Consider the following 12101-nt stretch of genomic DNA (forward strand, 5'->3'; position numbering starts at 1 on the left):
ATATGTGTAATAAGCATTCCTTACGATAAAGAAATACTTTTACAAGACAAAAGAAAAAAGGGTTTCTAATTAAGAAAACCACATCCAAAAACAAATACCGATTTTATTAGCATTTCCATGTTTGTATAATTTATACATACACTATGATTATTCAGCATATCATGCAAAATATATACATTGGCATTTTACAATATTAACATAGCTGAAAATTCAAGTCAAACTTTTTTTGCTTTTATGATATAATAGCCTTTCTTTTTTTGAACGACGGAAACTTCGTCAAAAAGCTCCTTCAGTTTTTCAATGGCAGAAGGCCCGCCCTGTTTTTTCTGTATAACGATCCACAACTCACCTGAAGCCCTTAAATGCTCAGCGCTTTTTTCAAAAATGGCATGGACAACTTTTTTTCCGGCGCGGATTGGGGGGTTTGTAATAATAGAAGCAAATGTTTGAGCAGAATCAATATTTGAAAATAAATCACTCTGATAAATCCGAACGTTTTTTATTCCGTTTTTTTCTGCATTTTCATTTGACAGCTCTACGGCTCTTTCATTCACGTCAATCATGTGCACGGTCCGGTCTGTAAATTCACCGGCGAGCGACAGACCGATCGGGCCGTAGCCGCAGCCTGCATCCAGGAAGTCACCATCAACCTCAGGCTCTTCAAACGCTTCAATTAAGACACGCGAACCGAAATCAACTTCCTTTTTTGAGAAAACGCCGCTGTCACTTGTGAATGTATAAGATCTGTCCCGAAGTGTAAATGACCATGTCTGTTTATCGCTTTTGACTGAAGGTTTTTCTGAATAATAGTGTTCACTCATTATTAGAACCTCCTTTTTTAATGGCGCTTAAAGAAAAGCAAAGAAAAAGCCCGCCTCATAAAAGCGAGCTTCCCCTACAGGCAAGTGAAGATTACTTAACTTCTACAGAAGCGCCAACTTCTTCAAGTTTAGCTTTAAGCTCTTCAGCTTCTTCTTTCGCAATACCTTCTTTAAGTGGTTTTGGAGTGTTGTCAACAAGTTCTTTAGCTTCTTTCAAGCCAAGACCAGTGATTTCACGAACAACTTTGATAACTTTGATTTTCTGAGCACCTGCACCAGCAAGGATAAGGTCGAATTCGCTTTGCTCTTCAGCAGCGCCGCCAGCAGCAGCTCCGCCAGCTACAGCTACAGGAGCAGCAGCAGTTACGCCAAATTCTTCTTCGATTGCTTTTACTAGGTCGTTCAATTCAAGTACAGTTGCTTCTTTAACGGAAGCAATGATTTCTTCGATATTTAAAGCCATTTGAAATTCCTCCATTTGTTTTATTTTAGGGTAAAATCAGATTAAGCGCCTTGTTCTTCCTTTTGATCTGCAACTGCTTTAGCTGCAAGTGCAAGGTTGCGAACTGGAGCTTGAAGTACGCTAAGCAACATAGAAAGTAAGCCATCGCGTGAAGGAAGTTCAGCAAGAGCTTTCACTTCTTCAACAGAAGATACTTTACCTTCGATAACGCCCGCTTTGATTTCCAGAGCTTCGTGATTTTTCGCGAACTCGTTAAGAACTTTCGCCGGAGCGACAACATCTTCAGTACTGAATGCGATCGCATTCGGTCCAGTTAAGACATCATTCAAACCATCAAATTCAGCTTGTTCAACCGCACGGCGAGTCATTGTGTTTTTGTACACTTTGAACTCTACGTTAGCTTCGCGAAGCTGTTTACGGAGTTCAGTTACTTCAGAAACGTTAAGTCCGCGGTAGTCAACGATGATCGTTGATTTGCTTTCTTTCAGTTTAGAAGCAATCTCTTCAACAACAACTTTTTTTGTATCAATTGCGCTGCTCATGGTTACACCTCCTGTAGATTTTGTGTAACACTTATACCGCTAGGTGATCACGACTGTGACGACGATTTCATATAAAAAGCCTCCATGTGGACATGGAGGCTGTATATACAAGCATACGTAACGTAATAGCTGTGATATATATACACCTCGGCAGGATATTAAGCCTCAGCGGCCCCTGCTGTCTACGGTATAAATGACATATTATATTTTACAACATTTTGAATCATATCAGAATGCTGATCTAAAGTCAAATATTATTTTACGTTGAAAGTAGAAGCGTCTACTTTGACACCAGGGCCCATAGTAGAAGTAACGGCAACGTTTTTCACGTAAACACCTTTAGCCGCAGCCGGTTTTGCTTTCAGGATTGTATCATACATTGTTGTGAAGTTCTCAACAAGTTTTTCATCCTCGAAAGAAACTTTTCCGATCGGAACATGGATGTTACCAGCTTTATCAACGCGGTATTCAACTTTACCAGCTTTGATTTCGCCGATTGCTTTTTCTACTTCGAATGTAACAGTTCCTGTTTTAGGGTTTGGCATAAGACCTTTTGGTCCGAGCACACGGCCGATTTTACCGACTTCACCCATCATGTCAGGAGTCGCAACGATTACATCGAAATCGAACCAGCCCTGCTGGATTTTCGTGATGTAATCAGAATCGCCGACATAGTCTGCACCGGCAGCTTCAGCTTCTTTCGCTTTTTCGCCTTTAGCGAATACAAGCACGCGCTGAGTTTTACCAGTTCCGTTAGGAAGAACGACTGCTCCGCGGATTTGCTGATCGTTTTTACGAGGGTCAACCCCTAAACGGAAAGCAACTTCAACTGTAGCGTCGAATTTAGCTGTGTTTGTTTTTTTAGTAAGCGCCACTGCTTCAGCGACGTCGTAAGCTTTTGCACGGTCTACAAGCTTCGCAGCTTCAACGTACTTTTTACCTTTTTTAGCCATTTTAAAATTTCCTCCTTATGTGGTTATAGCGGAATAACCTCCCACGAATAAGGGTTGCGAACTTGTGAAAACTCGCAACCCGACAAGAAACAAATTAATCCTCGATAACGATACCCATACTGCGGGCAGTACCTTCAACCATGCGCATTGCCGCTTCAACGTCTGCTGCGTTTAAGTCAGGCATTTTCGTTTCAGCGATTTCGCGAACCTTATCGCGCTTAACGGTTGCCACTTTATTACGGTTTGGTTCACCAGAACCAGACTCAATTCCAGCTGCTTTTTTAAGCAATACTGCAGCAGGTGGAGTTTTTGTAATAAATGTAAATGAACGGTCTTCGTAAACCGAAATTTCAACAGGAATGATTAAACCAGCTTGGTCAGCTGTACGAGCGTTAAACTCCTTACAGAATCCCATGATATTTACACCGGCTTGACCTAGTGCAGGTCCAACTGGCGGCGCTGGGTTAGCTTTTCCAGCAGGAATTTGCAATTTTACAACTTTTACTACTTTTTTAGCCACGAGACACACCTCCTTAAGTCCGTGATGTGGTAATAGGGTAAACCCTCCCACTCAAGGTTTCATTCTTTATATGAATGACGAAATATCAAGCTAGCTGCCTTGGATTAGTCCAAGACGTACCTTTGCTATATTATCATTAATATATAGCAATTTCAAGTTTTTTCACATTACAATTTGTCGATCTGGGTAAATTCCAGTTCAACCGGCGTTTCACGGCCGAACATGTTAACGAATACCTTCACTTTGCTCTTATCATAATCAATCTCTTCAATTGATCCTGTAAAGTTGGCGAATGGCCCGTCTATGACTTTGACTGTCTCATTCAATTCAAAATCAATGTCGGTTTTCCGCTCATCCATGCCCATCCGTTTTAAAATGGTTTCCGCTTCGCCAGGAAGAAGCGGAGTCGGCTTTGAGCCTGAACCGGCTGATCCGACGAAACCGGTAACGCCCGGCGTGTTGCGGACCACATACCAGGAATCATCAGTCATGACGATTTCAACAAGCACATAACCCGGGAACACTTTCTTTTTGACTACTTTTTTCTTGCCGTTCTTAATATCAGTCTCTTCTTCTTCAGGAACGACCACGCGGAAAATTTTATCCTGCATTCCCATTGATTCCACACGTTTTTCAAGGTTTGCTTTTACTTTGTTTTCATAACCGGAATACGTATGAACAACATACCAATTCTTTTCCATTCTATCAGGACTCTGCAGTCCTTCCCTCCCCGCATTTAAAAATGAAGTGTAAAACAAAAAATAGGCTCAGAGCCTATGAATCCTTTTTTCAACACAATAAAAAACCCGCTGAACGGGTTTTGGCAAACGATATTATGATCTATTATAGCACGTATTGCTGATCATTATTCAACTATTAAACGAATTAATTGAGAAATTCCTGTATCAAGGAGGGCAAAAAAGATAACAAAAAAGATAACCGTTGAAATCACCGTGATCGTATAGCGCGTTAACTCTTTGCCTTTAGGCCAGCTAACCTTTTTCATTTCTTTCCCAACATCTTTAAAGAAACTCATCATGCGCATGTAAAAGACCTCCACAATTTAAAAAGCGAACACTATTTTGTTTCTAAATGAGCTGTATGTGAATTGCAAGTGCTGCAGTACTTCTTAACTTCTAACCGCTCAGCCGCTGATGCAGAGCTTTTCATTGTCGTATAATTACGATTTCCGCATGTTTTGCATGCCAGCGTAATCTTTTTTCTCATGTCGATACACCTTTTCCTAAATAGACATTCATTTATCTTAATAAAATAGCACAGTCAGAAAAATTCTGTCAATATGACATAGAAACCCGCTACAGGCTGATTTCTCTTATTTCTAAATACTTCTCAAGCTTGCGCTTCACGCGCTGCAGGGCATTATCAATTGATTTTACGTGTCGGTTTAAGTCATCTGAAATTTCTTGGTAACTTCTTCCGTCCAAGTACAAAACAAGCACCTTTCTCTCCAGATCGCTCAGCAGTTCTCCCATTTTCATCTCAATATCATCGAATTCTTCCTGATTAATAATCATTTCTTCAGGGTTTAACGTTTTTGCGCCTGAAATGACATCAAGCAGTGTTCTGTCTGATTCTTCATCAAAAATTGGCTTGTCTAAAGAAACATAAGAATTTAAAGGAATGTGTTTCTGACGGGTAGCTGTCTTTATTGCGGTAATAATCTGGCGGGTAATGCATAATTCTGCAAAAGCTTTAAATGAAGTAAGCTTGTCCTCCCTAAAGTCTCGGATAGACTTATATAAGCCTATCATCCCTTCCTGTACAATATCTTCTCTGTCGGCCCCTATTAAAAAATAAGACCTGGCTTTCGCCCGTACAAAATTACGGTACTTCGTAATCAAGTAATCTAACGCATCACTATCCCCAACATGAACCTTTTCAATGACCTGCTCGTCCTCCAACTGGCAAAACTGCACTTTGTTGAATTTTCCCTTGCTGTTCTGTAGATTCACTGCGATCCCCCCGGCGCACGTAGATAGAAATATTATACATTAATGGGCGAAAAAGCGTCAACCTAATCCAGGCCGCCGCGCCGCCACTTTTCAAACGTTTTCAAAACCTCTTCGGACAGTTCGATTTTACCCGGGGGTTTTTCGGAAGTGATCTTTGAAACCCGTCTTTGAATCCGGCGTTCTATCGCATCCACTTCCCTCAGCAGCTCCCGGGCGGATTTGCGGAGAGCCCCTTGTCCGAAAATCGCCCACTGCTCCGTGTAATCAGAGGTTGCGACATGAATCTGTGTCGCGATATTATTCAGCGCCTGTGCAAGCTTCTCAATCCGCTCATCCGCCGTTTCATTCTCCCGTGTGAAAATCACTTCGACTCTGTGATTCGTGTGTTTTTTCTCTATGCCTTTTACCAGATGTGCGTCAAACACCACAATGACTTTGATTCCCGTGTACGACTGATACTCCGCCATCTTCTGAATCAGCACATCTCTCGCTTCTTCAAAACTGTTCGCTTTTAAATCCTTTAGCTGCGGCCAAGCTCCGATCATGTTGTATCCGTCTACTAATAGGATGTCCATTTGTCTTTATTCCCCTAAAGGATTGCGTTTCCGGTAGACTTCATACATCAGAAGGCCGGCCGCTACCGATGCATTCAGAGACGTGACTTTTCCGGCCATCGGAAGTTTAATGAGAAAATCACATTTCTCTTTCACAAGACGGCCCATTCCTTTGCCTTCGCTTCCGATAACGAGCGCCAAAGGCATTTTGCCGTCCATAGCGCGGTAGTCTTCCCGGGCGGATGCATCCGTTCCCACGATCCAAATGCCCCGCTCCTTCATCTCATCAAGTGTCCGGGCAAGATTGGTCACCTTCACGACGGGAATATGTTCAATGGCACCGGTCGATGCTTTTGCGACTGTTGAAGTCAGCCCGACCGCTCTGCGTTTCGGAATCACGATGCCGTGCGCGCCGACAGCGTCAGCCGTTCTCATGATGGAACCGAGATTATGAGGGTCTTCCAGCTCATCCAATATGAGAAAGAAAGGCTGTTCGTTTCTCTGTTCCGCTCTTTTATATAATTCGTCTAATTGTGCATATTCATATGCCGCCACCTGGGCGACAACTCCCTGATGCTGCCCCTCCACCATCTGATCGAGTTTTTTTCTCGGCACAAATTGAATGGTGACGCCGCGCTTTTTAGCAAGCTCCATCACTTGCTGCGCCTGTCCTTTTACCGTGTTTTCCGCCATCCATAACTTATAGAGTTTGCGATCCGACTTTAACGTCTCAATTACCGCGTTTTTTCCTATGACGTAATCATGTTGCTGACTCATTTGTTTTCCTCCCTGACGTCCCGACTTGTATAGCTTCTGTAATCAGCTGATTCAGTCTTTCTTCTCTTTTCTCAAGAAAAAGATATCCGAGCAAAGCCTCAAAAGCTGTACTATGGCGGTACGTCTGTACATCTGTGTTTTTAGGCGTCGTCCCTGATTTCGCGTTTCTTCCCCTTCTCACCACGGCTTCCTCTTCCTCCGTGAAAAAGGATTCTTCCTGAAGGCGGAACAGAATGTCTGCCTGTGATTTTGCCGATACGATCCGGCTCGCCTTCTTATGAAGGTCATTCGGTTTCGTATGGCCCTGCTTAAGCAGGTGATGCCGGACATATATTTCAAAAATGGCATCACCCATATAAGCGAGCGCAAGACCGTTTAACTGCTTTGAATCTTTGATTTGTTCAAATTGAAGCATCCGCTTACTCTCCCCGCTTCCAGCGAGTTCCCTGAGCCGTATCTTCAAGAATGATATTCATGCTTTTCAGCTGATCGCGAATTTGGTCTGACAAAGCAAAATCGCGATTGCGGCGGGCTTCATTCCTCTTCTCGATCAATTCTTCAATCTCTTCATCGACAAGCTCTTCTTCGCCGAGCGTAAGTCCGAGAACGGATCCGATTCGGTCAAACATGCTGATGAAAGCTTTAATGACGTGATCCGCCGTATTGTCCTCCTGCATGTAGTAGTTGGCAAGCTTCGCCAAATCAAACCAAACGGAAATCGCATTCGCCGTATTAAAATCATCATCCATCGCTTCTTCAAATGCAGCGCGGTGCTCTTCGATTTTAGCGAGCCATTCATCATCATTGTCAGTCAGATTCGTGCTGCTAATCAAACGATGGTTTAAATTGCTGTAGGCCGTCTTCAGGCGGTTAAACGCGTTTTTTGTTTTCTCAAGCAGCTCTTCCGAATAGTTGATCGGGTGGCGGTAATGAACGGACAGCATGAAAAATCTCAAAAGCTGCGGGTCATACTGCTTAATGATATCGTGCACCAAAACAAAGTTGCCGAGCGATTTTGACATTTTTTCATTATCTATATTGATGTAACCGTTGTGAAGCCAGTATTTTGCGAATGTCTTGCCTGTTAATGCTTCAGATTGGGCGATTTCGTTCTCATGGTGCGGGAATGTCAGGTCCTGACCGCCGGCATGAATATCGATTTCGTCACCCAAATATTTTTTCACCATTGCGGAGCATTCAATGTGCCAGCCCGGGCGGCCTTTTCCCCAAGGGCTATCCCATGAAATTTCTCCGTCTTTGGCGGCTTTCCAAAGAGCAAAGTCCAGCGCATCCTCTTTCTTCTCGCCGACACGGATACGAGCGCCCGATCTGAGTTCATCAATTGATTGCTGTGAAAGCTTGCCGTAGCCTTCGAAGGCTCTTGTTTTGAAATAGACGTCGCCTTCCGATTCATAAGCGTAGCCTTTTTTAATCAGCTCGCTGACAAATTCAATAATGGCGTCCATGTTCTCCATGACTCTAGGGTGAAGGTCCGCTTTCCGGCATCCGAGGGCGCCCACATCTTCAAAATAAGCTTTAATAAACCGCTCAGAAACGGTCGGAACGTCCTCGCCGAGCTCATTAGCCGCCTTAATCAATTTGTCATCAACATCAGTGAAATTCGATACGTATTGAACATCGTATCCCTTATACTCCAAATAGTTGCGTACGGTATCATACACAATCGCCGGACGGGCGTTTCCGATATGAATATAGTTGTATACAGTCGGTCCGCACACGTACATTTTTACTTTTCCTTCCTCAAGAGGAACGAATGTTTCCTTTTTCCGTGTCAATGTATTATAAAGTGTAATGGTCATTTTTGGTTGATCCTTTCTTTTTATCTTCCAGTTCAGCCTGCAGCTCAAAAATCTGCTGCTCCAATGCTCTTAACCGGTCAGCAACCGGATCGGGCAAGTCTTGGTGATTGAGATCGCGTTTGATCTTTCTTCCGTTCTGAATGACGACTTTTCCAGGTATGCCGACAACGGTTGAAAAGTCGGGAACATCACGCAGCACAACGGAGCCGGCACCTACTTTAGAGCCTTGCCCGACTGTTATAGAGCCGAGCACCTTCGCCCCCGTTGCAATTAAAGCATCATCTTTAATGGTCGGATGCCGCTTTCCCTTTTCTTTTCCCGTTCCCCCGAGAGTGACACCTTGGAATACCGTCACGTTATTGCCGATTTCACATGTTTCCCCTATGACGACCCCCATACCGTGATCAATGAAAAACCTTCTCCCGATGGTCGCGCCGGGATGGATTTCAATTCCGGTAAAGAAACGGGCAATCTGTGATATCAGGCGCGCAAGGAAGAAAAATCTCCGTTTATATAAAGCATGTGCAATCCGATGCGCCCATATAGCATGTAAACCAGAATAAGTTAAAACAACTTCAAAATAGCTTCTTGCTGCCGGATCTTGATCGAACACTGTATCTATGTCTTCTTTTAGCATTTTAAAAAACACATGCTTCCCCCCATTCTCTCCCCGCTCCAGTCTGTTTTTCCGCCTATAAAAAAAGCGCCTCTGCATGTAAACATGACAGAGACGCTTTTACCGCGCGGTTCCACTCTGTTTGAAAAACAAAACGATGTTTTCCCAACTTTAAAGCCGGTAACGGCGGCGGCCGCCTTTAAATACTGATTTCCGCAGAAATGTTCTTCAAAGGTCTTAAGGGCGCACTTCTAAAACATAACGCATGAATCTCTCTCAGCCGATGAAGATTCTTTCTGTAATGGTCATTGTTTTATACTCTTCCCTGTCAACAATCGTATATTCAAATGCTTTTCAGGCGTTTTACGGCTGTTTCTCTGCCGATCAGCTCAATAGCCTGCGGAAGCTCCGGACCGTGCGTCTGGCCGGTAACCGCTACACGAATCGGCATGAACAGCTTTTTGCCTTTATGGCCTGTTTCTTTCTGAACGGCTTTAATTGAGGCTTTGATCTGCTCTGGCGTGAATTCTTCAAGCTCTTCAAGCTTCGCAGCAAATACACTGAGCACTTCAGGCACCTGTTCTTCTGCCAGAACGGCTTTTGCCTCTTGATTATACTCGATCTCATCCTTAAAGAACAAATCAGTCAGCTCGACAATTTCAGCACCGTAGCTCAATTGCTCATGGTAAAGAGAGATTAACTTACGCACCCATTCCTGCTCTTCAGCAGAAAGTTCAGTGCCGACTTTTCCTGCTTTTTGCAGGTGAGGCAGGGTCAGTTCAACAACTTGATCAAGATCCAGCGCTTTGACATATTGGTTGTTGACCCATTTCAGTTTATGCATATCAAACAGAGCCGGTGACTTAGATAAACGATTCACATCAAAAATTTCAATAAATTGTTCTCTTGTGAAGAGCTCTTCTTCACCGACAGGAGACCAGCCGAGAAGTCCGATAAAGTTAAACAGCGCTTCAGGCAGGTAACCCAGCTCATCATACTGCTCAATAAACTGGATAATTGATTCATCACGTTTACTTAATTTTTTGCGGCTTTCATTCACGATAAGCGTCATATGTCCGAATTCAGGAATATCCCAGCCGAACGCCTGGAAAATCATGATTTGTTTCGGTGTATTTGAAATATGGTCCTCACCGCGGAGCACGTGCGTCATTTTCATTAGGTAATCGTCAATTGCGACAGCAAAGTTATACGTCGGTGTACCGTCTTTTTTAACGATGACGAAGTCGCCGATACCGTCTGATTCAAAAGAAATCTCGCCTTTTACGATATCGTTAAAAGTGATGATTTTCCCTTCCGGCACGCGGAAACGGATGCTCGGCTGTCTTCCTTCGGCTAAAAACTGCTCCTGCTCTTCCTGAGTCAGGTTTCTGTGTTTGCCTGAATAGCGCGGCATTTCCCCGCGGGCGATCTGCTCTTCACGTTCTTTCTCAAGTTCTTCTTCCGTACAGAAACATTTATAAGCAAGCCCTTTCTCAAGAAGCGCTTCATAATACTCTTTGTAAATGTCATTTCGTTCAGACTGGCGGTACGGGCCGTATTCTCCGCCGACATCCACACTTTCATCCCAGTCTATGCCGAGCCATTTCAGATAGTTAAGCTGGCTTTGCTCCCCGCCTTCGATATTTCGCTTTTTGTCCGTATCCTCAATCCGGATAATAAACTTTCCGCCTTGGCTGCGGGCAAATAAATAGTTAAAAAGCGCCGTTCTGGCGTTACCGATATGCAAATGTCCGGTCGGACTCGGTGCATAGCGGACGCGTACTTCATTTCCCATGTTCAAATACTTCCTTTCATCTCATCTGTAGCCTCTAGCCGAATATATGTATCTATTCTACCACCAAATAGACCGGGCATCAAAATAATGATCAGGCTTTTTGGATCAGAACGGTCGCCTGAGCGGCAATTCCTTCGGCTCTTCCGGTAAACCCGAGCTTTTCTGTCGTTGTTGCTTTTACATTTACTTGAGAGACGTCTGCCTCAAGGCCTTCCGCTATTCGTTTTCTCATCGCATCAATATGCGGCGCCATTTTCGGCTTTTGCGCAATAATCGTGCAGTCTATATTTCCGAGTACGTACCCTTTTTCTTTGACAATGTTCCAGACATGCTGAAGCAGCTTAAAAGAATCCGCATCCTTGAATTCCGGATCAGTATCCGGGAAATGCTTGCCGATATCTCCTTCACCCACCGCTCCGAGGCACGCATCTGCAACCGTGTGCAGCAATACATCCGCATCGGAATGCCCGAGCAGCCCTTTTTCATAAGGAATTTCAATTCCGCCGATGATGAGAGGACGGCCTTCCGTTAGTTGATGCACGTCAAATCCTTGTCCGATTCTAAACATTATGATTCCCACTTTCCGCTTTCATGATTGCTTCCGCTGATATCAAATCATCCGGCGTTGTCAGCTTAATATTGGTATAACTGCCTTCAACGATACTCACCTGATATCCATCAAGACGCTCGACGAGACTGGCATCATCCGTACCTAAGAAGCCTTTGTTTTCCGCTTCCCTATGCGCCTTTTTCAATAAAGAAAGACGAAAAGCCTGCGGCGTTTGAACGGCCCACAAGCTTGAACGGTCAAAGGTCTCCGCGACCCGGGAGCCTTCCGCCCGTTTTATCGTGTCTTTCACAGGAACAGCCAGGACAGCCGCTCCCGTCTCTTCTGCTGTTTCAACGAGTTTATCGATATGCTGATGCGTGACAAACGGTCGCGCCCCGTCATGAACAAGGACGACGGACTCCTTATTAATCACTTTCAGTCCTTCATATACACTATGCTGACGCTCCGCTCCGCCGGTGACAAGCTCAATTTCCGCTTTAACCGGAAACTGGGCAAGCAGCTGACGAAAATCTTCCCGTTCACTCTCGTTTATCACCAGGATTATTTTCTGACAAGGTGCGTGGCTTTCAAAAACCCGCAGTGTGTGTATAATAACAGGCGCACCCTTTAAGCCGATGAACAGCTTATTTTTCCCGGCCTTCATCCGTTTCCCTTGTCCGGCAGCCGGAATGACTACGACATACTCCATCATTAACT

At 44.2% G+C, this 12101-nt stretch carries 16 protein-coding genes, 1 pseudogene and 2 other annotated features; all 17 genes and pseudogenes read right to left on the reverse strand.

Annotated features, from left to right (window positions below; all coding sequences use genetic code 11):
* Positions 1-215 precede the first annotated feature (215 nt).
* The 17 genes and pseudogenes from ACXN9U_RS13905 to ispD all read right to left on the reverse strand — a co-directional run bounded on the left by ACXN9U_RS13905 (position 216) and on the right by ispD (position 12093).
* Positions 216-821 (reverse strand): class I SAM-dependent methyltransferase, encoded by a 606-nt coding sequence (locus tag ACXN9U_RS13905; protein WP_060963748.1) that lies wholly within the window; start codon positions 819-821, stop codon positions 216-218.
* Between the two features lie 91 nt (positions 822-912).
* The gene (rplL, locus tag ACXN9U_RS13910) at positions 913-1284 is read right to left on the reverse strand and encodes a 50S ribosomal protein L7/L12 (RefSeq protein ID WP_045927006.1); all 372 of its coding nucleotides are present in this window, start codon (positions 1282-1284) and stop codon (positions 913-915) included.
* A 41-nt stretch (positions 1285-1325) separates the two neighbouring features.
* Complete coding sequence (rplJ, locus tag ACXN9U_RS13915) at positions 1326-1826, reverse strand: 50S ribosomal protein L10 (protein WP_060963749.1); 501 nt, start codon at positions 1824-1826, stop codon at positions 1326-1328.
* Positions 1827-1889: 63 nt separating this feature from the next.
* Positions 1890-2032 (reverse strand) — a sequence feature (ribosomal protein L10 leader region).
* Positions 2033-2080: 48 nt separating this feature from the next.
* On the reverse strand, positions 2081-2779 hold the full coding sequence (gene rplA / locus ACXN9U_RS13920) for a 50S ribosomal protein L1 (protein WP_013350805.1): 699 nt from the start codon (positions 2777-2779) through the stop codon (positions 2081-2083).
* Between the two features lie 94 nt (positions 2780-2873).
* Positions 2874-3299 carry a 50S ribosomal protein L11 gene (gene rplK, locus ACXN9U_RS13925; protein ID WP_003156430.1) on the reverse strand — a complete coding sequence of 142 codons (426 nt, stop codon included), beginning with the start codon at positions 3297-3299 and terminating at the stop codon, positions 2874-2876.
* Between the two features lie 167 nt (positions 3300-3466).
* Complete coding sequence (nusG, locus tag ACXN9U_RS13930; protein ID WP_003156423.1) at positions 3467-4000, reverse strand: transcription termination/antitermination protein NusG; 534 nt, start codon at positions 3998-4000, stop codon at positions 3467-3469.
* A gap of 164 nt (positions 4001-4164) precedes the next feature.
* Positions 4165-4344 (reverse strand): preprotein translocase subunit SecE, encoded by a 180-nt coding sequence (secE, locus tag ACXN9U_RS13935; protein WP_003156422.1) that lies wholly within the window; start codon positions 4342-4344, stop codon positions 4165-4167.
* Positions 4345-4376: 32 nt separating this feature from the next.
* Positions 4377-4526, reverse strand: a complete 150-nt coding sequence (gene rpmG / locus ACXN9U_RS13940) for a 50S ribosomal protein L33 (protein WP_003156421.1) — start codon at positions 4524-4526, stop codon at positions 4377-4379.
* Positions 4527-4615: 89 nt separating this feature from the next.
* Positions 4616-5272 (reverse strand): RNA polymerase sporulation sigma factor SigH, encoded by a 657-nt coding sequence (gene sigH / locus ACXN9U_RS13945; RefSeq protein ID WP_003156415.1) that lies wholly within the window; start codon positions 5270-5272, stop codon positions 4616-4618.
* A 62-nt stretch (positions 5273-5334) separates the two neighbouring features.
* Positions 5335-5847 (reverse strand): ribosome-dependent mRNA decay endonuclease Rae1/YacP, encoded by a 513-nt coding sequence (rae1, locus tag ACXN9U_RS13950; RefSeq protein WP_013350802.1) that lies wholly within the window; start codon positions 5845-5847, stop codon positions 5335-5337.
* Positions 5848-5853: 6 nt separating this feature from the next.
* Positions 5854-6603 (reverse strand): 23S rRNA (guanosine(2251)-2'-O)-methyltransferase RlmB, encoded by a 750-nt coding sequence (gene rlmB / locus ACXN9U_RS13955; protein ID WP_060963750.1) that lies wholly within the window; start codon positions 6601-6603, stop codon positions 5854-5856.
* Positions 6587-7018, reverse strand: a complete 432-nt coding sequence (locus tag ACXN9U_RS13960) for a Mini-ribonuclease 3 (RefSeq protein ID WP_016935909.1) — start codon at positions 7016-7018, stop codon at positions 6587-6589. The genes rlmB and ACXN9U_RS13960 overlap by 17 nt, the downstream gene beginning before the upstream one ends.
* A 4-nt stretch (positions 7019-7022) precedes the next feature.
* Positions 7023-8423: a cysteine--tRNA ligase gene (gene cysS / locus ACXN9U_RS13965; RefSeq protein WP_016935910.1), complete on the reverse strand. Its 1401-nt coding sequence runs from the start codon at positions 8421-8423 to the stop codon at positions 7023-7025.
* Positions 8420-9072 (reverse strand): annotated as a pseudogene (cysE, locus tag ACXN9U_RS13970) (serine O-acetyltransferase). The gene cysS and the pseudogene cysE overlap by 4 nt, the downstream one beginning before the upstream one ends.
* A 74-nt stretch (positions 9073-9146) precedes the next feature.
* Positions 9147-9380, reverse strand: a binding site (T-box leader).
* A gap of 2 nt (positions 9381-9382) precedes the next feature.
* Complete coding sequence (gene gltX / locus ACXN9U_RS13975) at positions 9383-10834, reverse strand: glutamate--tRNA ligase (RefSeq protein ID WP_060963751.1); 1452 nt, start codon at positions 10832-10834, stop codon at positions 9383-9385.
* Positions 10835-10925: 91 nt separating this feature from the next.
* Positions 10926-11402: a 2-C-methyl-D-erythritol 2,4-cyclodiphosphate synthase gene (ispF, locus tag ACXN9U_RS13980; RefSeq protein ID WP_016935912.1), complete on the reverse strand. Its 477-nt coding sequence runs from the start codon at positions 11400-11402 to the stop codon at positions 10926-10928.
* Positions 11395-12093 (reverse strand): 2-C-methyl-D-erythritol 4-phosphate cytidylyltransferase, encoded by a 699-nt coding sequence (gene ispD / locus ACXN9U_RS13985; RefSeq protein ID WP_060965083.1) that lies wholly within the window; start codon positions 12091-12093, stop codon positions 11395-11397. Before ispD ends, ispF begins: the two co-directional genes overlap by 8 nt.
* Positions 12094-12101: the final 8 nt, after the last annotated feature.

It is taken from the genome of Bacillus sp. BACIII (assembly GCF_057836745.1).